Source organism: Hansschlegelia plantiphila (genome assembly GCF_027922265.1).
In the GTDB taxonomy this organism is placed as follows: domain Bacteria; phylum Pseudomonadota; class Alphaproteobacteria; order Rhizobiales; family Methylopilaceae; genus Methylopila; species Methylopila plantiphila.
On record NZ_BSFI01000006.1, the window covers coordinates 138,429 to 156,582 of the forward strand.

The window sequence follows — 18,154 nt, forward strand, 5'->3', positions numbered from 1 at the left end:
CTCCCGGCCGAACCCTAATTCGCGCGCCCGACGATCGCGCCGTTCCGGTCGACCGCGATGACCTCGATCGCGACCTCGGCGCCCCGCAAGGCCTCGATCGCCGCGGCGCGCGCCTTGGCGGCGACCGCGTCGCCGAGGCCGATCGCGCCGCCGAGCCGCAAGGCCTGCAGTCCCGTCGGAGCCGCCGCGATCTGTGCGACCAGCTCGGCGGTGGCGCCGCGCTCGGCCGCGAGTTCCGCCAGTCCTGAAAGATCCACCTGGCTGCGGCCGGAATGCAGGTCCATCGAGCCCGCGGCGAGCTTCGACATCTTGGCGAAGCCGCCGGCGATGGAGAGCTTCGGCACGGGATGGGCGCGCAGGTATTTGAGCAGACCGCCGGCGAAGTCGCCCATGTCGATCAGCGCGGTGTCCGGCAGGCCGTAGAGCCGCTTCAACGCGCCTTCGGACGTCGCGCCGACCGCCGCGCCGATGTGGGCGTAGCCGACCGCCCGGGCGACGTCGACGCCGCGGTGGATCGAGTGGATCCAGGCCGAGCAGGAATAGGGAACCACCACCCCCGTCGTGCCGAGCACCGAAAGACCGCCGACGATGCCGAGCCGCGGGTTCCACGTCCGAAGAGCGAGCGCGGCCCCGTCGCGGATCGAGATCTCGATCTCGACGTCGCCGGAAGCCCCCTCCTCCGCCGCGACCTCGGCGATGGCCGCGCGCATCATGGCGCGGGGCGCGGGGTTGATGGCGGGCTCGCCCGGCGGGATCGGCAGGCCTGGCATGGTCACCATGCCGACGCCCTCGCCGGCCTTGAACACGACGCCGGAGCCCGGCGGCAACAGCCTGACCCGAGCGACGATCAGCGCGCCATGCGTCACGTCGGGGTCGTCGCCGGCGTCCTTGACGATCCCGGCCCGCGCGAAGCCGTCGCCGCGCTCCTCGAGCGCCAGAGCGAAGGATGGTCGCTCGCCCTTGGGCAGGACGATCTCGACGGGGTCGGGAAAGACGCCGGTCAGCAGGGCCCGGTAGGCCGCCTTCGCGGCCGCGGTCGCGCAGGCGCCGGTCGTCCAGCCGCGGCGCAGCGGGCGGCCGTCGTCCGGCGGATCTTCGGGTTCGGCGTCCATGCCTGCGGAGATTAGCGCTCTCCGGCCTCCGGCGCTGCGGTTTCATTGAGCGTTTCGTAGACGCGCGGCGTGAACATCCAGGTCTTGCCGTCGGCGCGCGCGAAGGTGCGGGTGCGCGACGAGCCGACGACGATCAGCGTGCGCATGTCGACCACCGCCGGATCGAGCTCGGCGAGCGTGGTGATGGATATGCGCTCGCCGGGCCTTCCGACGTTCCACGCCAGCGCCACAGGTGTCTCGGGCCGACGATGGCGCCTCAGGATGGCGAGCGCATCCTCCAGCTGCTGGCGGCGGCGCAGCGACGCCGGATTGTAGAGCGCGAGCGCGAAGTCGGCTCCGGCCGCCGCGTCGAGGCGGCTTGCGATCGTCTCCCACGGCTTCAACTGGTCGGAGAGCGAGATCACCGCGAAATCATGGCCGAGCGGGGCGCCGAGCCGCGCCGCCGCCCCTTGCATCGCCGACATCCCCGGCGTGACCTCGACCAGCACGCTCGGCCAGCGCACGGGATCGGCGGCGAGCGCCTCCATCACGGCGGCCGCCATGCCGAAGATGCCGGCGTCGCCGGAGGAGACCACCGCAACCTCATGACCGAGCGCCGCCAGCGTCAGCGCGGCCTGCGCACGCTCGATCTCGACGCGGTTGTCGGAGCCGTGGCGGCGCTGGCCGGCCCGCTCCGGCGCCATCGCCAGATAGCCCTCGTAGCCCACGAGGTCGCTGGCGCGGTCGAGCGCGGCGGCGGCTTCCGGGGCCAGCCATCCGGGCGAGCCCGGTCCGAGGCCGACCACCGTCACGCGCCCCTGCGCGCGGCCGATGCTTCCGGGGTTTACCGGGGCAGGAAAGCGATGGATGCGCAGCCCCGGCTCGCCATGGACGATCTCGCCCGGAGTGATCCGAGCCTCGACGACGCGCAGCGGAATCCTGCGTGTGGCGAGCGCCTCGGAGAACAGATGATGGATCGGCGCGCCTTCCGGCGCGGTCGCGGCGGCGAGCGACGCGGACGCAAGGCCGAGCGCCGCGAAGGTCTCGTCCATGCGCGCCAGGGTCGCGGCGTCGGGCCGGTCGAACTCCGCGACGAACAGCTTTGGATGATAGAGCAGCCCGCCTTCCGGCGGGGCGCCGCTTTCAGCTGAAACCTTCAGCAGCACCTCGCCCGAGGCGTCGAGCGGCAGGCCGGACGCCTCCAGCCACGGCGCGTCGCCATCGATCCGGGCGGACGCGCCGCCGAGCAGCGCCGCGGTGACGGACTTTGCGTCGTTCGGGTTCGCGAGCGCGAAGCCCGCGGGCGGCGCCTCGAGGATCAGCCCGAAACGGCGGGCCCCCGCCCCGGTGATGGCGGCGGTCGCGCCGAGCGCCTCGGCGATCGAACGCGCCATCGCGTCGGCGCCGGTCAGGCCGCCGAGCAGCGGCAAGACGGTCGCCCCGTCGTCGCTCAACGCGAGGACCGGCGGCTCTGCGCGCTTGTCGCGCAGCAGCGGCGCGACAAGCCGGATCAGGATGCCGGCGGCGCAGACGCCGATGATCGGCCGTCCGGCGCGAAACAGGCCGGCGACCGTCGCGGCGGAATCCTCGAAGGTCGAATCGACGTCCTCGACGCGTCCCGCGAGTCCCAGCGTCTCGCCGCCGACGATCCCGGCGACGCGGCGCGCGATCCCGGCGCCGGAGGCGTTGAACGCGAGGATCGCCGGCCGGCTCACGGGATTTCCCGGCTCGGCACGACGACGATCGAGAAGTAAGGCACCGAGGACACCTCGACGTCCGCCGCGCGCAGCGTGCGCTCGGCCTTCTGGCTGGCGCGCTCGACATAATAGGCCCGGTCGAGCACGCCGGCCTCGTCGAGCGCGGCGCGGACCTTGGCGAAGGTCCGCCCGAGCTTCATGACGACGGCGGCGTCGGCGTTCTTCAACCGCCGGACGAGTTCTTCGGACGGCAGCGTGCCGGGGATGACGGTCACGGTCTCGCGCCGCATGCATAAGGGGCGGTCGAGCGCGACAGGCCCCGCCATCACCGACGAGACGCCCGGCGTCACGGTGGTGTCGTAGCGGTCCTTCAGCCGGGCGTGCCAGTAGATGAACGAGCCGTAGAAGAAGGGGTCGCCCTCGCACAGCACGCAGACGTTGCGTCCGGCGTCGAGCTGGACGGCGATCTCTTCGGCGCTGCGGTCGTAGAAATCGCTCATCACGCGGGGGTAGGACGGCAGGTCCGCCTCGGGGCTCGCGGTGATCGGGTAGACCAGCGGCAGCAGCACCTGGTCGGCGCGCAGATGCGGCCGGGCGGCGGAGAGCGCGACGCCGTCGCCGGGCTTCGCCGCGGGATAGGCGATGACGTCGGCCTCCTGGATCAGCCGCAGCGCCTTCAGGGTGAGCAGCTCCGGGTCGCCCGGACCGACGCCGACGCCGGAGAACTTGCCGGGCGTCATTCCTTGGGGTCCGCGAGCGCGTTGAGGGCGGCGACGGTCATCGCGCTGCCGCCGCGGCGGCCGAGCAGGGTGACGAAGGGGACGCCGCGGGAATCGCGCGCGAGCTCCGCCTTGGATTCGGCGGCGCCGATGAAGCCCACCGGCAGGCCGACGATCGCCGCCGGCCTGGGCCAGCCCCCGTCGAGCCGCTCGAGCAGATGAAACAGGGTCGTGGGCGCATTGCCGATGGCGACGACGGCGCCTTCGATCCGATCGCGCCACAGCTCGACGGCCGCGGCCGACCGGGTCGTGCCGAACGTCGCTGCGAGCTGCGGCGTCGCCGCGTCGTCCAGAAAGCAGAGCACCTCGTTGCCGGCGGGCAGACGCGGCCGCGTGACGCCGGAGGCCACCATCTTGGCGTCGCAGAGGATCGGCGCGCCGGCCTGGAGCGCCGCGCGCGCCGCGGCGACGATGGCGGGGTCGTAGCGGACGTCGCCCGCGAGGTCGGTCATGCCGCAGGCGTGGATCATTCGCACCACGACGCCCGCGACGTCGCCGGGCAAGGCGGACAGATCGGCCTCTGCGCGGATGGTCGCGAACGAGCGCCGATAGATCTCCGCCCCGTCCTTGATGTAGTCCATGCCCACGCGTCGCCCCGCCTTTCGCGACAGCCTTGTGAAGGCCGGGCCGACGCAAGGCAAGGCATTCCTTCGGCGCGGCGTTTCAGCCGCGGGCTGCGAGAAGCCGCAGGATTTCCGCAGGGTTAGGATCGTCAAGCCGGGCGCAGGCGGCTTGCGCCGCGCGAGGGCTTGCGCCGCGATGGACGCTCCAGCCGCTTCGCCCGGAGGCGCCCAGCAACAACAGGTCCGATGCCGAGGAGCCGGCGCAGCCCTTCGCGCACGCGGAAAGGTGCACCTGCGCGAGGCTTGCGGGCAGTCGGCCGGGTTCGGCGGCGAGCGCGAGCAGCGCCGCGCCGAGCGCCTTCGCCGGCTCGCGGGCCCGCTCGCAGGCCGGCGCGCCCGCGCAGGCGACGACTGAGAGCCGTTCGGCGACGGCCACGGGGGTGAAGCCGACTGCTTCCGACCCGGCGAGCAGCGCCGCCGCGCGATCCCGCGCCACCCCGGGCAGGACGACCGCGGACCATGGCGCGAGACGCAACGTCCCGTCGCCCTCGGCCTCGGCCTGGTCTGCGAGCCAGATCAGCATCGGGGCGTCGAGCCGTCCGACCGGCACGGGAACGGCGACGGCGGCCTCGTCCGCGATCCGCGTCGGAATCGCGCCGTAGCGCGCGGACATCGATCGCCGTTGTGCGATGGGAGCCGTCCGAACACCCGGAAGCGCGCAGAGAGCGTCGACGGTCGCGGTCACCTGAAGATCGCGGGCCCTCGCGTCCGGCCCGAGCCGCGCCGTCGAGTCCGCGATCGTCAGGAGGGCGGACACCGCCGCCTCGGGCGCCGCGGTCACCGCGAAGGCTCCTGTGCCGAAGACGACCTCGACGCCCTCCGGAACGGCGGTCGCGCTGACGTCGGAGGCGATCGCCCCGATCCCGGCTTCGCTGCCGCCGTCGATCGCGAACGAAAATTTGGGCGAGAGCGCGCCGATCCACCCGGCCTGCGTCAGCGCCCGGTCGAGAGCCTGCGCAAGCGGACGGCAATCGCGGACCTCGGCGGGATCGAGGCCGGAGAACGGGTCGAGCAGGATGTTACGTCGCCGGTCGGCAGGCCCGTCCGCGCCAAGACCGATCTCGAACAGGGCCGCGGCCAGCCTTGGACCGGCGTCGAGGCTCAGCCCTCTGATCTGCAGGTTGGCGCGGTTCGTGAGGTCTATGACGCCCGAGCCCATCCGCGCCGCAGCCTCCGCGATCACGCGCGCCTGCGTCGCCGACAGCGATCCGCCGGGCACGCGAAGGCGCGCCAGACCGCCATCGGCCATCGCCGCGAGATGGAGCACGCCGGGACATTCGGCCATCCCGTTTCGTCGCGCTTTAAGCCGCCGATGGCAAGGCGCGGGGCCCGCTTCAGCGGAACCGGTCTGCTCGTTCTGCGTTGTACAGCCGAGCGGCGGGGTTTCCGCCATCCCAAGTCACGAGGTGCACGATGATGGACAAGAGCCTTATGAAGGACCCTAGCACCCAGCTGGACGACCTCAAGGACGCGGTCGCAGATCTCGGGCAGCGCGTGTCGGAAATCGCGAGTTCGAGGGCGCAGCAGGCGAAGAAGCGCGCCAACGCAGCCGCGAAGTCGGTCCGGAACTCCGGCGGGCAGATTTACGAGGACGGCGTCGAAGCTCTGCAGTCCGCAGGCGATTCCGCGGTCTATTACGGCCGGCGAGCCGGGACGGTCGTCCGCAACAATCCGGGCCTTACGTTGCTCGGCGTCGCGATCGGCGTCGGCGTTCTGGCCGCCATCATCTATGCGTCGCAGGAAGACGATCGCCGCTGGTACGACAAGCGCCGCACCGGCTGGTTCTGATTTTTCAGCGATTTTTGAGAAAAGGCGGCGCCATCGGGCGTCGCCTTTTTGTTATGCGCGCGCGGCCGCGCCAGGTCGCTGTTTTCGCTCAGGGCGCGACCTTCCAGTCATTTCCCGATCAGTTTCACGTCGTCCGGCTGGGGAAAGCACGTCTGCGCCCTGCCCTGGCCCGCCTCCCAGCGGCCGACCGCGACGCGGGTGCGGAATCCGACCAGACCGTCCGCGCTGCCGACGTCATGTCCCTGAGCCTCCAGCCGCCGCTGCATCGCGGCGATGTCGGCGCGCGCGACCCCCCTCGGCGTCGTCCACTTTCCCTGGATGGGGCCGCCGCCGCGCAGCCGGTCTCCGAGGTGCCCGACGAACAGCGCGTAGAGGTCGGACTCGTTGTACTGCTTGATGACGTAGAAATTGTCGGAGACGAGAAAGGCGGGCCCCGTCCGCCCCGCAGGCGTCATGAGATGGAGGGCCGCGTCCTTCGCCTTCGGCAGGCTTCCGCCTGCTTTCGGGCGCACGCCGAGCGCAGTCCATTCGGCGACCGTCTTGCTCTGGTCCGGCCCCTCGAAGGTGCACGCGACCCCGACGGGCAGATCGACCTCCACTCCCCAGTCGCGCCCCGGCTTCCAGCCGTGCCGGCGGAGATAATTCGCGATCGAGCCCAGCGTGTCCGGGACCGAATTCCAGATGTCGCGCTTGCCGTCGCCGTCCATATCGACGGCGTTCTCGAGATATTTCGACGGCAGGAACTGCGGCTGGCCCATTGCGCCGGCCCAGGAGCTCTTCATCTCGGCGAGCGCGACGTGGTCGCCGTCGAGGATCTTCAGCGCCGCGATCAATTCGGGCAGGAACTGGTCCTTTCGCGCCCCCATGAAGGCTTCGGTCGCGAGCGCCCTCACGGCGACGTTGCCGATTTTGGCCTTCCCGAAACGAGACTCGCGCCCCCAGATCGCGACCACGATCTCGCGAGGCACGCCGTATCTGCGCTCGACGGAGTCGAGCGTCCCGCTCCAGCGCGCGAGCTCCGCCTTGCCCTCCGAGGTCAGCGCCGCGAAGTTCGCTTCGGCGACGTAGCGTCCGGGATCGGCGAACTCCGGCTGGCGCTGCGGACCGCCGAGGGGCGGCGCGCCGGGCGGCGCGAGGTCGGGCAGCGACCAGTCGAGCGTCAGACCGGCTGTCGCGGACCGGATGGTCGCCGCCGACACGCCGGCTTTGGCCGCCGCCGGCTGGACCGTGGCGGAGAGCCAGCCTTGGAACTGCGCTTCGACGGCGCCGCGGTCGATCGCCGGCGCCGCGCGGGCGACGTTCGCGCCGCCCAGCGAAATCAACATGGCCGCCATGAGCAGGAGGCGGCAGTTCGCGAGGAACTGGAAGGACTTCAGCGCGTTCATGCGATGGATCGGCCTTGATCGCCCTCACCCCGAGACCATCACAGGGCAGGGAATCGGTTAAGAGGGTTAACGCGCCGTTAATCTTTGGCGCGCAGCCTGACCCTACGGTCGCGCCGCAGGAGCTTCGCCTATGTCTTCCGCCGCAGTCGCGTCAACCGCCGGCCTTCGCATCCGCCCGACTCTGGTCCCGGAACGGGAACGCGCGATCGGCGACATGCAGGCGTTCCTCGCCCGCGTCCACCCGCAGACGCCAGCCGAGGCGCTCCGCCTCCTCCGCAACGCCTATCCCGAGGCTGCGCTCAGCCTGCGCGTCGCGGCCTGCGGCCTGAACGGCTAAGTCAGCCGATCTCCATATCGTTATCGACGGGATCGCGGGCCGCACGTCCGCTCTCCGCTTTGTCCTGCGCCACCAGCCGCCTGTGGTGCACATAGGCGAAGGGCAGCGTCGCGAGATAGCTCACCACCAGAGCGGTCAGCACCAGCGCAGGGTATCCGATCAGCAGCGTCACGAGCAGCGCCGCCCCGATCAGCGCCGGCGCGATATACGCCCGGTTGATGCGCGCCCCGAGCTGCTTGCCCGACCACGTCGCGAGCGGGCTCACCATCAGCAGCGCGACAATGATCACATAGGCGAGCACGACCGGCGCCGCTACCGGCGTGCGCGGGAATCCCAGAAGCTCCAGATAAATCGGCAGCAGGGAGCAGACCGCCCCGGCGGGCGCAGGCACGCCGGTGAAGAACGCGCCGGCCCATGCCGGCTTCAGCGGATCGTCGAGCGCGACGTTGAAGCGCGCCAGCCTCAGCGCGCAGGCGATGGCGAGGATCAGCGCGCCGATCCAGCCGACATGGCCAAGCCCGTTCAGCCCCCAGACATAGAGGATCAGGGCCGGGGCGACGCCGAAATTCACGAAGTCGGTCAGGCTGTCGAGCTCCGCTCCGAAGCGGGAGGAGCCTTTCAGCAACCGCGCGAGCCTGCCGTCGACGCCGTCGAGCAGAGCGGCGAGCACCACGAGATAGACCGCCAGCTCGAGCCTGCCCTCGAAGGCCATCCGGACGCCGGTCAGCCCCGAACAGAGCGCAAGCAGCGTCACGAGGTTTGGCAGCAGCAGGCGCAGCGGCACGCGCGCCAGCCGCCTGCGCTGCACGGGCGCGCCCTCCGGCGCGTCGGGAAGCCCTGCCACGGCGATCTCCTCAGCCCGCCCTGAACGTTCGGGCGTCGGGAGCCGCCGAAAGATCGGCGATCACGGTCTCGCCAGCGGTCGTCCGCTGCCCGACGCCGACCAGCGGCTGGGCTCCGACAGGAAGATAATGGTCGACTCGGCTGCCGAAGCGGATGAGCCCGAAGCGCTGCCCGGTCACGATCGCGTCCTGCTCGCGCGCGAAGCAGACGATGCGGCGCGCCACCAGTCCCGCGATCTGCACCACGCCGACCGGCCCATGTTGGCTTTCGATGACCAGGCCGTTGCGCTCGTTGTCCTCGCTCGCCTTGTCCAGGTCGGCGTTCAGGAATTTGCCCGGCGTGTAGGCGATCTTTCTGATGCGCCCGGGGACCGGCGCCCGGTTCACGTGGACGTCGAACACGTTCATGAACACAGCGACCCGCGGCAGCGGCTCGAAGCCGAGGCCGAGCTCGGGCGGCGGCACCGCGGCGCGGACGTCGCAGACGACGCCGTCGGCGCCGCTCACCACCAGCCCGGCGCGGACGGGGGTCACCCGGTCGGGATCGCGGAAGAACAGCGCGCACCAGATCGTCAGCCCGAGCCCGATCCAGCCGAGCGGCTGCCAGATCAGGAACAGGATGAAGGTCACGATCGCGAAGGCGGCGATGAACGGCCGCCCCTCCCGATGGATGGGGACCATGACCTTTTTCGCCGAGGCGACGACGTCGTCTAGCAGAGCCATTTTGCTTTCCGCCAATTGAGCCGCCCGTATAAGGCCGGTCCGCTCCGGGACCAAGCGAAACACTGCCGCCGTCATGCCGGCCGAAGTGCCGGCATCCAGAACCACGACCTTGCCGAGCCAGGCTTAGCGACTGGGAGAGCATCGCATAGCGCCCGTTGCGCGGCTGGATGCCGGCACTTCGGCCGGCATGACGGCGCGGTATTATTCGGGACGTTCTGTGAAGCGCGCCGCCGTCGTGGTCCGGACTAACCGACGACGGAGTTCTGAACCGTTCGATGATCGAACGGCGCTTATTCCGCCGCGGGCGCGATCTCGGTGCGATCCTCGAAGCCGCCGGGCGCGTCGAGATCGCGATCGTCGTCCTGCGCGGTGATGCGCGCCAGCGTCTCGCGCACCTCCTCCGCCTTGCGCTGGCGGTTCCAGAGGCTGGCGTAGAGCCCGTCGGCCGCGAGCAGCGCGGCGTGGGTTCCGCGCTCGACGATCTCGCCGGCCTCCAGCACGAGAATCTCGTCTGCTGCGACGATCGTCGACAGCCGGTGCGCGATGACGATCGTGGTGCGGCCGCGTGAGACCCGGTCGAGCGCGTCCTGGATGTCCTTCTCGGTCGCGCTGTCGAGCGCGGAGGTCGCCTCGTCGAGAATCAGCAGCGGCGGCCCTTTGAGGATCGTCCGGGCGATCGCCACCCGCTGCTTCTCGCCGCCGGAGAGCTTCAGGCCGCGTTCGCCGACTTCCGTGTCGTAGCCGTTCGGCAGATCCTGGATGAAGCCGTCGATCTGCGCGAGAGCGGCGGCCGCCTCGACCTCCGCGTCGGTCGCGTCCCAGCGGCCGTAGCGGATGTTGTAGCGCACGCTGTCGTTGAACAGCACGGTGTCCTGCGGGACCATGCCGATCGCGTCGCGCAGCGAGGTCTGCATCACGTCGCGGATGTCCTGCCCGTCGATCGTGATGCGGCCCGATTGCACGTCATAGAACCGGAACAGCAGTCGCGAGATCGTGGACTTGCCGGCGCCCGAAGGCCCGACGATCGCCACCGTCTTGCCGGCGGGGACCTCGAAGCTGACGTCTCTTAAAATCTGGCGTTCGGGGTCGTAGGCGAAGCCGACCTTCTCGAACCGGATCGTGCCGCCCGCCACGACGAGAGGCCTGGCGCCCGGCCTGTCGTCGACCTCCGGCGACTTCTCGAGCAGCAGGAACATCGCCTCGAGATCCGCGACCGCAAGTTTGATCTCGCGATAGACGAAGCCCATGAAGTTCAGCGGCACGTAGAGCTGAACCATCATGGCGTTGATCAGCACGAAGTCGCCGACCGTGTTGCGCCCCGCGCGGATGTCGGCGACCGCCATCGCCATGCAGATCGTGAGCCCGGCGGAGAAGATCAGCGCCTGCCCCGCGTTCAGCCAGGCGAGCGAGGTGTAGGTGCGGATCGCGGCCTTCTCGTAACCCGCCATCGAGCGGTCGTAGCGGTCGGCCTCGCGGGTCTCGTTGCCGAAATACTTGACCGTCTCGTAATTGAGCAGGCTGTCGATCGCCTTGGAGCTCGCCTCGGTGTCGTTCTCGTTCAGCACCCGGCGGAACCCGATCCGCCACTCGGTCGCGAGGTAGGTGAAGAACAGGTAGACCACCACCATGACCGAGACGACGGCCGAATAGGCCCAGTCGAACTGGTAGGCGAGCACGCCGAGCACCAGCAGCAGCTCGAGGACGGTCGGCACGACCGTGAGCAGAGCGGTGCGCGTCAGCGTCTCGATCGCGAGGCGCCCGCGGTCGACGATCCGGCTCATCGCCCCGGTGCGGCGCTCAAGATGGAAACGCAGGCTCAGCCGGTGCATGTGGCGGAAGACGATCAACGACAGACGCCGCACGGCGTGCATCACCACAGGCGCAGTGATGCCGTCCCGGAGCTGGGCGAGCGCCACCATCAGGACGCGGCCGAGACCGTAGGCGATCACCATCGCCGTCGGGGCCGCGACCGCGAGCGCCGTCCAGGTCGAGGCGTCGGCGGGCGGCCCGCCCTTCGAAATCTGCGTGAGCGCGTCGGTCGCGAACTTGAAGCCGTAGGGCACGAGCACCGTGACCAGCTTCGTCAGCACCAGCAGCACGACCGCGACCGCGATCCGGCGCTTGAGGTCCGGCCGGTCGCCCGGCCACATGAAGGACTGCAGCCGCCGCATGGTCTGAAAAAAGGCGAAGCCTTCGGCGGTCACCTCGCCGGGAATCGTTTCACGCCGCCGCCGCCTCATGAAGCGGCGCCCCGGCCGATGGCTTGTAATGTTTCGAAGGTCATAGCAGGCGGAGGTAAGCCTCCCCCGCCGCAAGGACAAGGCGGCGTTGCGCTTTCGGACCTGCCCGTCTCAGCGTCTCAGCGTCCGCCGGCCCGCTGGGACGGCAGGACGAACACCTGTCCGGGATAGATCAGGTCGGGGTTTCGGATCTGGCCGCCGTTCGCGGCGAAGATCACGGTGTAGCGCTGCCCGGCGCCGTAGGATCTGCGCGAGATGCTCCACAGGCTGTCGCCGCGTTTCACGGTCACCGAATCGAGCGACGGCACCACCGCATTCGCGGGGCTTGGCGCTGAATCGGCCGGAACGGCCGCAGCCTGCTTTCCGTCGGCGGTCCCGGAGGCGGCGGTCGGCGCGGGCTCCGCCTTTGCGGTCTCGCCGGCGTCCGGCCGGTAGGCGAAGCGCGCGAGCGCGCGGCCGATCACCTTGCCGGCGTCGTTCTCGATCTGGTCGACCCGCAGATCGTAGTCGCCCGGCGCGAGGCCCTGCTCCACCTTGAGCGACCAGCGGCCGTCGGGGCCGGCGACGGGGCCGGCGATGAACGAGCCGTTGAGATAGATCCTCAGCTGCGCGCCGGAAGCCGCCGCGCCCTGCACGAAGAAGCGCCCATTCTCCGCGTCGACCGCGCCGACCGAAAGTCCGCCGGCGGCGTCGGCGGAACGCGGCTTCTCCGCGGCGGCGGTCTCGCGCTGCGGCATGGCCAGCACCCGCGAGGGCGCGCCGGGAGCGTTCAGCACCACCATGACGTCCTTGGAGGGCGCCTTCGGCACCGAAATCGTGACCGTCTGGTCGGAGGCGAACTCCTTGCCGTCGGGCGTGCGGACCTTCAGGCCGAGCACGTAATCGCCCGGCGCGAAACGCGGCGAGGCCATGCTCCAGCTTCCGCCTGCGTCGGCGACGGTGCGGTCGTGCACCACGCCGTTCGCCAGCAGCTCGACCGAACATCCCGACGGGCAGCGGCCCGCGATCACGGATTCGCCGGACGGCTCGACGCGCACCACGTCGAAAGCGCCCTTGTCCGCCGGCGCTTCGGGCTTCTTCGGTTCGGTCGGCGTTTGCGGCCCGAGGCCGGCTATCTCGTTCGGGGCGGCAGGCGGCGGCGTCTGCGCAGGCTGCTGCGAAGCCTGCGGCGCGCCCGCCTGCGCTCCGGACGACGCCGGGGGCTGGTCGCCCTGCCGCGCCGGGTCGGCGGGCGGCTTCGGAGCGGCGGGGCTGGGAGCGGCGTGGTGCTGCGGAGCGTTCACGAGGTCGCTCGGCCCGTCGAAGGCCCCTTCGCGCCACGCGTACCAGCCCGCCGCCGCTACAACGACGACGAAGCCGAAGCCGATTGCAAAACCGCTCTTGATGGCGGGGTCCATCGTCGCCTGACGCCTCGTCGTCTGCGCGAAAAACGCGAAATGCGTCATCCGTCACGGATGCTTCAAATCCACTGTCCTAAAACCGGACAGTTCGCCCCTAACCCCTACAAGGCGCGACGCTTCGACTCAACCGGCGGCGACTTGACCGGGCGCCGCGCGCAAGGCTCACTCGATTGATGACACGAATCCGAACCGTCTGCGTCTACTGCGGCTCGAGCACCGGGGCGCGTCCCGAGCATATGGCGGCCGCCGAGGCGATGGGGCGCGCGCTGGCCGAAGCCGGCGTCGGCCTCGTCTATGGCGGCGGCAACATCGGCCTGATGGGCGCGGTCGCGCGCGCAGCCCTGGCCGGCGGCGGACAGGTCACGGGCGTGATCCCGCAGTTCCTCGTCGAGCGCGAGGCGATGCTGGCGGACGTGCAGGAGCTCGTCGTCACCGCCGACATGCACGAGCGCAAGCGAATCATGTTCGAGCGCTCCGACGCCTTCGTCGCGCTGCCCGGCGGCATCGGCACGCTGGAGGAGCTCGTCGAGCAGCTCACCTGGGCGCAGCTCGGCCGCCACGACAAACCGATCCTGATCGCGGACCTCGACGGTTTCTGGTCGCCGCTGCTGGCGCTGCTGGACCACATGACCACCGAAGGCTTCGTCCGTCCCGGACTCGAGGCGCCCTATATCGTCGCCACCACCGTGGAGGAGATCCTCCCCGCGCTCGAACGCGCCGCCCCGATCATCGAGGCGATGATGGACGCGCAGGAAGGCGCCTCGGTCGAGCAGTTCTGACGTCTTCGGGTTCGGTCAGAACGGCGGCGGGCGCCGGCTCGCCCGCCAGAGCCGCAGCAGCGTCCGCCAATGCGCGCGGGCGGGCGGCTCCTCCAGCGGCGACCGCGCCTTGTCGAGCGCGGCGAGCTCCGGCTCGAGCAGCGCCAGCGGCAGGAAGGCCGCCGCGGCGGCGGGGTCGAGATCGCGGAACGACAGCCGCGCCTCCGCCAGCCGCTTGCGGGCGAGCGCGCGCAGTTCGGCGGCGAGCGCCGCGAGCTGCCGGGTCGGCTTGGCGTCGAGCACGTCCTCACGGCGTAGCCCGAGCGCGGCCATGCGGTCGACCGGCAGCAGCAGCTTTCCGCGCGCGGCGTCGCGCGGCAGGCGGCGCAGCAGCTGCACGAGTCCTCGCGCGACGCCGCCATAGCCCGCCGAAGCCGCGCCGCCGGGGTCCGAACCGCCGGCGGCGATCAGGCTGGCCAGCCGCAGCGCCGCCGACGAGGTCGCTCCCAGCCGGCCCTCGAGCTCCGCCACTGAGGGAACCGGATCGTCGTAGAGGTCGTCCACCCGGGCGTCGACGAGCGCGACGAGCGCCTCGCGCGGCAGGCGTCCGAAGGCTGCAGCCTTCTCCAGCGCGTGGGCGACGGGGTGGGCGGCGGCGTCGGCGCGTTCGGGCTCGGCGAGCGCGTCGCGCCACCATTGCAGGCGCAGCTCCCCCACCATCGGTTCGCTGACGAGATCGCGGACGCGGGCGAGCTCGATGTCGAAGGCGTAGAGCGCGAGCAGATGCGGCCGCGCCTCCGCCGGAGCGAAGAGCGTCGCCGCGTAGCGGCCGAAATCGAACTCGCGTACGAGCGCAGCGACGGGGTCAGACGCGGCCTCCGTCACCGGACCGCAAGCAGCGCGGCCGCGACCCGCCTGCCCTCGCCCACCATGACGTTCCACGTCCGCGCGGCGGCGCCCGTCGCCATCGCCTCGACGACCACTCCATGCGCCTGCAGCGCCTCGCGGACGGCGCGCCTGAGCGGCGCCACGTCCTCCCCCGTGCCGACGAGCAGAGTGTCGATCTCGGCGGCCTCGCTGACCACGCGTTCGAACGCGGCGTCGGTGAGCTGAAGCGGTTCGCGATAGGGCCAGGCCCACATGCCGGACGGCAGCCCGAGCAGCGAGCCGCGATGCGACAGGCCCGCCAGTCGAAAGCCCCCGCCGCCATAGGCGTCGATCAGATGCCGGCCCGGCAGATGCCGCTCGTCGCCGTTGGACATGGCTCTTCGCTCCGACGGCGGATCAGGGCCGCTACCGGGAGCCCTTTATCTACGCCTACGCCGGCCGGCGCGAAACGTTCGCGGCCTTGGCGGCGAGCGCGGCCTTCTCTTCGGCCGCCGCGCGGGTCGAGGTCTTCACGCCGAGATAGATCAGCATCGGCGACGACACGAAGATCGCGGAATAGGTGCAGATGATCACGCCGAACAGCATGACGTTGGCGAAGCCCTCGATCGCCTGGCCGCCGAACAGCACCAGCGCGAGCAGCGACAGCGCGGTCGTGGTCGCCGTCATCACGGTGCGCGACATCGTCGAGTTGATCGAGAGATCGAGCAGCTCGTCGGTCGGCAGGTTCTTGTATTTCCGCAGCAGCTCGCGCGTGCGGTCGAACACCACCACGGTCTCGTTCAGCGAATAGCCGACGATCGTCAGGATCGCGGCGATCGAGGTCATGTTGAACTCCTGACGCGTGATCAGGAAGAAGCCGACAGTGAGCACGATGTCGTGCAGCGTGCCGATCACCGCGCCGATCGCGAGCTGCAGCTCGAAGCGGAACCACAGATAGCCGAGCACCGACACGATCGAGAGCACCACGCCGAGCGTGCCGGACTGCACCAGCTCGCCCGAGACGCGAGGGCCGACCGTCTCGACCCGGCGGATCTCATAGTCCTTCTCGAACGCGGCGCGGGCGCGGGTGACGAGAGCGCTCTGCGCGGGCTCGCCGCCCGGCTGGATGCGGAAGCGCAGCGAAACCTGGCCGCCCTGCCCGAACTCCTGGACCTCGACCTCGCCGGTCTCGAACGACTGCGCGGTCTCACGGACCGAGGCGAGGTCGGCCTTGCCGGACTTCGACTGCAGCTCCATCAGCGTGCCGCCGGTGAAGTCGATGCCGTAGTTCAGACCGACGGTCAGGAACAGAACGATCGTCGCGACCGAGATCGCCGCCGAGAACGGAAAGCTCAGGACGCGCCACCGGACGAAGCGGAACTTGCTGTCGTCGGGGAAGATGCGGAGAAGGCGCATGGATTGAGGCTCGCTCGGTCAGAACGGCAGGGCTGTGGGGCGCGTGCGGCGGTACCACAGCGCGATCATCATGCGCGTCATGGTCACGGCCGTGATCACGGTGGTGACGATGCCGAGCAGGAAGACGACCGCGAAGCCGCGCACGGGGCCGGAGCCGAGCAGGAACAGGATGATCGCCGCGATCGCCATCGTCGAGTTTGAGTCGACGATGACCGCGAAGGCGTGGCGGAAGCCGGCCTCGATCGACGACACCATGCTGCGCCCGGCGCGGAACTCCTCGCGGATGCGCTCGTAGATCAGCACGTTGGAATCGACCGCGGTGCCGATCGTCAGCACGATGCCGGCGATGCCGGGCAGCGTCAGCGTCGCGCCGAGCAGCGACATCAGCGCGAAGATGAAGACGACGTGGATCGTCAGGGCGATGTTGGCGAACAGGCCGAAGACGCCGTAGGTCGCGAACATGAAGATCACGACGAAGATCGCCGCGTACCAGGTCGCTCGCGTGCCGGAGCTGATCGAATCCTGGCCGAGGCCGGGGCCGACGGTGCGCTCCTCGATGACGGTCAGCGGCGCCGGCAGCGCGCCGGCGCGCAGCAGCACGGCGAGGTCGTTCGCGCTCTCGACCGTGAAGTTGCCGGAGATCTGCCCCTGACCGCCGGTGATCGGCTCGTTGATGCGCGGCGCCGAGATCACCTTGTTGTCGAGCACGATGGCGAACGGCTTGCCGACGTTGGCCTGCGTGGCGTCGGCGAACTCGCGCGCGCCCTTGGTGTTGAACTTGAACGAGACCACCGGCGAATGGTCCTGCGACGAGAAGGTCGCCTGGGCGTCGGTCAGGTCCTCGCCCGCCACCATCACGCGCTTTTCGATGAGGATCGGGACAGTCTGTCCCCCCCGGTCCTCCTGCAGGACCTCCGAGCCGTCCGGCGGACGGCTGGCGGCGGCCTGTTCGGGCGGCATCGAAAGATCGACGAGCCGGAACTCGAGCTTCGCGACCTTGCCCAGGATGTCCTTCAGCCGCTGCGGGTCCTGCAGCCCCGGCACCTGAAGCAGGATGCGGTCGGCGCCCTGGCGCTGGATCGACGGCTCGACGGTGCCGAGTTCGTTGACTCGTCGGTCGACGATCTTGAGAGACTGGTCCACGGCGGAGCGGATGCGCGCCTGAACCCCGGCCTCGCTCAGCGTCGCCGTGACGACATTGCCGTCTCGCGAGTTGACGTCGACTTCCGCGGGACCGGCCCCGCCGAACAGCGAGCTCGCGACCGGCGCCGCCAGCGGCTTCAGCTTCTCGAGCGCGGCGGCGAGCTGCGCGGGGTCGCGCAGCGTCGCGTTCACCGTCGTCCCGCTCAGCGTGATCGCGGTGGTGCCGATGCGGGCCTCGCGGAGCGCGCGGCGCACGTCTTCCTGAAGAGCGACGGCGCGCGACTTGCGCAGCGCCTCGCCGTCGACTTCGAGCAGCAGCTGCGAGCCGCCCTGCAGGTCGAGGCCGAGCACGACGGTGCGCGCCGGGAACCAGCTGGGATAGGCGTCACGAACCGACTGCGGGAGCACGTTGGGCAGCGCGAACAGCACGCCGAGCGCGCACAGCGCCAGCACGGCGACGGTCTTCCAGGTTGAGAAGTACAGCATGGGGCGTCGTCAGCTTTCGTTCCCGCTTCTCGCGGCGGGCGTCTTATACGTCTTTCGGGCGCTCAGGGAGTCTCGGTCTTGACCGGCTCGCCCTTGGCGCGCACGTCGGCGATCATGGCGCGCGACAGCCTGGCGCGGACGTTCTCGGCGATCTCGATCTGGACTTCGCCGTCGTCGATGACCTTCACCACCTTGGCGATGATGCCGCCGGCCGTCACGATGGTGTCGCCGCGCCGGACGTTCTTGATCATCTCGGCCTGGGCCTTGGCGCGCTTCTGCTGCGGCCGCAGGATCAGGAACCACATGATCACGAAGATCAGGACGAAGGGCAGAAGCTGGATCAGGAAATCGGTGCCGCCGGGGGCGGCGCTGGCGGCGCCTTGCGCGAAAGCGGGCGTGACGAACATGGGAGCTCCGGTGGCGGGGTCTTGCGCCTCGCTCGGAAGAGCCGGCTTCAACCGCAAATTTCACGCCGGGAACGACCCCCGGCGAAAGCGCGCGGACTATAGCCACGGCCCCCGCGAAATCAAATCACACACTGGTATGGCCCCGGCGGCCGCATGCCCCCTATCCGATAGG

At 70.3% G+C, this 18,154-nt stretch carries 18 protein-coding genes; 3 read left to right on the forward strand and 15 right to left on the reverse strand.

Features of this window, described 5'->3' with window-relative positions:
- Nucleotides 1–14 precede the first annotated feature (14 nt).
- The 5 genes from PKE75_RS05890 to cobG all read right to left on the reverse strand — a co-directional run bounded on the left by PKE75_RS05890 (nucleotide 15) and on the right by cobG (nucleotide 5,475).
- A complete protein-coding gene (locus tag PKE75_RS05890; RefSeq protein ID WP_271167776.1) occupies nucleotides 15–1,112 on the reverse strand; it encodes a cobalt-precorrin-5B (C(1))-methyltransferase in 1,098 nt (365 codons plus the stop codon).
- Between the two features lie 11 nt (nucleotides 1,113–1,123).
- Entirely contained in the window at nucleotides 1,124–2,806 is a 1,683-nt protein-coding gene (gene cobJ, locus PKE75_RS05895; RefSeq protein WP_271167777.1) for a precorrin-3B C(17)-methyltransferase, read from the reverse strand.
- On the reverse strand, nucleotides 2,803–3,528 hold the full coding sequence (locus tag PKE75_RS05900; RefSeq protein WP_271167778.1) for a precorrin-2 C(20)-methyltransferase: 726 nt from the start codon (nucleotides 3,526–3,528) through the stop codon (nucleotides 2,803–2,805). Before PKE75_RS05900 ends, cobJ begins: the two co-directional genes overlap by 4 nt.
- Complete coding sequence (locus tag PKE75_RS05905) at nucleotides 3,525–4,148, reverse strand: precorrin-8X methylmutase (RefSeq protein WP_271167779.1); 624 nt, start codon at nucleotides 4,146–4,148, stop codon at nucleotides 3,525–3,527. The genes PKE75_RS05900 and PKE75_RS05905 overlap by 4 nt, the downstream gene beginning before the upstream one ends.
- Before the next feature lie 82 nt (nucleotides 4,149–4,230).
- The gene (cobG, locus tag PKE75_RS05910; RefSeq protein ID WP_271167780.1) at nucleotides 4,231–5,475 is read right to left on the reverse strand and encodes a precorrin-3B synthase; all 1,245 of its coding nucleotides are present in this window, start codon (nucleotides 5,473–5,475) and stop codon (nucleotides 4,231–4,233) included.
- A gap of 131 nt (nucleotides 5,476–5,606) precedes the next feature.
- Between cobG and PKE75_RS05915 the strand changes: the two genes are divergently transcribed.
- Nucleotides 5,607–5,978 (forward strand): hypothetical protein, encoded by a 372-nt coding sequence (locus PKE75_RS05915; protein ID WP_271167781.1) that lies wholly within the window; start codon nucleotides 5,607–5,609, stop codon nucleotides 5,976–5,978.
- A 107-nt stretch (nucleotides 5,979–6,085) separates the two neighbouring features.
- Here the strand turns inward: PKE75_RS05915 and PKE75_RS05920 are convergent, their stop codons facing one another.
- The gene (locus tag PKE75_RS05920) at nucleotides 6,086–7,363 is read right to left on the reverse strand and encodes a lytic murein transglycosylase (RefSeq protein ID WP_271167782.1); all 1,278 of its coding nucleotides are present in this window, start codon (nucleotides 7,361–7,363) and stop codon (nucleotides 6,086–6,088) included.
- A 130-nt stretch (nucleotides 7,364–7,493) separates the two neighbouring features.
- On the opposite strand from PKE75_RS05920, the gene PKE75_RS05925 reads away from it, so the two are divergent.
- Nucleotides 7,494–7,700, forward strand: coding sequence for a hypothetical protein (locus PKE75_RS05925; RefSeq protein ID WP_271167783.1), 207 nt, complete (start codon nucleotides 7,494–7,496; stop codon nucleotides 7,698–7,700).
- A 1-nt stretch (nucleotide 7,701) separates the two neighbouring features.
- On the opposite strand, the gene PKE75_RS05930 is transcribed toward PKE75_RS05925, so the two are convergent.
- The 4 genes from PKE75_RS05930 to PKE75_RS05945 form a co-directional block, all read right to left on the reverse strand.
- Entirely contained in the window at nucleotides 7,702–8,544 is an 843-nt protein-coding gene (locus tag PKE75_RS05930; RefSeq protein WP_271167784.1) for a CDP-alcohol phosphatidyltransferase family protein, read from the reverse strand.
- A gap of 10 nt (nucleotides 8,545–8,554) precedes the next feature.
- The gene (locus tag PKE75_RS05935; RefSeq protein ID WP_271167785.1) at nucleotides 8,555–9,265 is read right to left on the reverse strand and encodes a phosphatidylserine decarboxylase; all 711 of its coding nucleotides are present in this window, start codon (nucleotides 9,263–9,265) and stop codon (nucleotides 8,555–8,557) included.
- 290 nt (nucleotides 9,266–9,555) lie between these two features.
- Complete coding sequence (locus PKE75_RS05940; RefSeq protein WP_428979109.1) at nucleotides 9,556–11,505, reverse strand: ABCB family ABC transporter ATP-binding protein/permease; 1,950 nt, start codon at nucleotides 11,503–11,505, stop codon at nucleotides 9,556–9,558.
- 119 nt (nucleotides 11,506–11,624) lie between these two features.
- The gene (locus PKE75_RS05945; RefSeq protein ID WP_271167786.1) at nucleotides 11,625–12,902 is read right to left on the reverse strand and encodes a LysM peptidoglycan-binding domain-containing protein; all 1,278 of its coding nucleotides are present in this window, start codon (nucleotides 12,900–12,902) and stop codon (nucleotides 11,625–11,627) included.
- A gap of 176 nt (nucleotides 12,903–13,078) precedes the next feature.
- Here PKE75_RS05945 and PKE75_RS05950 point away from each other — a divergent pair, with 176 nt between their 5' ends.
- Nucleotides 13,079–13,684 carry an LOG family protein gene (locus PKE75_RS05950; RefSeq protein ID WP_271167787.1) on the forward strand — a complete coding sequence of 202 codons (606 nt, stop codon included), beginning with the start codon at nucleotides 13,079–13,081 and terminating at the stop codon, nucleotides 13,682–13,684.
- A gap of 15 nt (nucleotides 13,685–13,699) precedes the next feature.
- Here PKE75_RS05950 and PKE75_RS05955 read toward each other — a convergent pair whose 3' ends face one another.
- From PKE75_RS05955 to yajC, 5 genes are all read right to left on the reverse strand, one after another.
- Nucleotides 13,700–14,548 carry a phytoene/squalene synthase family protein gene (locus tag PKE75_RS05955; protein ID WP_271167788.1) on the reverse strand — a complete coding sequence of 283 codons (849 nt, stop codon included), beginning with the start codon at nucleotides 14,546–14,548 and terminating at the stop codon, nucleotides 13,700–13,702.
- A complete protein-coding gene (locus tag PKE75_RS05960; protein WP_271167789.1) occupies nucleotides 14,545–14,925 on the reverse strand; it encodes an Mth938-like domain-containing protein in 381 nt (126 codons plus the stop codon). The genes PKE75_RS05955 and PKE75_RS05960 overlap by 4 nt, the downstream gene beginning before the upstream one ends.
- Before the next feature lie 55 nt (nucleotides 14,926–14,980).
- Nucleotides 14,981–15,946 carry a protein translocase subunit SecF gene (gene secF / locus PKE75_RS05965; RefSeq protein ID WP_271167790.1) on the reverse strand — a complete coding sequence of 322 codons (966 nt, stop codon included), beginning with the start codon at nucleotides 15,944–15,946 and terminating at the stop codon, nucleotides 14,981–14,983.
- An 18-nt stretch (nucleotides 15,947–15,964) separates the two neighbouring features.
- Nucleotides 15,965–17,575 (reverse strand): protein translocase subunit SecD, encoded by a 1,611-nt coding sequence (secD, locus tag PKE75_RS05970; RefSeq protein WP_271167791.1) that lies wholly within the window; start codon nucleotides 17,573–17,575, stop codon nucleotides 15,965–15,967.
- 62 nt (nucleotides 17,576–17,637) lie between these two features.
- The gene (gene yajC, locus PKE75_RS05975) at nucleotides 17,638–17,982 is read right to left on the reverse strand and encodes a preprotein translocase subunit YajC (RefSeq protein ID WP_271167792.1); all 345 of its coding nucleotides are present in this window, start codon (nucleotides 17,980–17,982) and stop codon (nucleotides 17,638–17,640) included.
- Nucleotides 17,983–18,154: the final 172 nt, after the last annotated feature.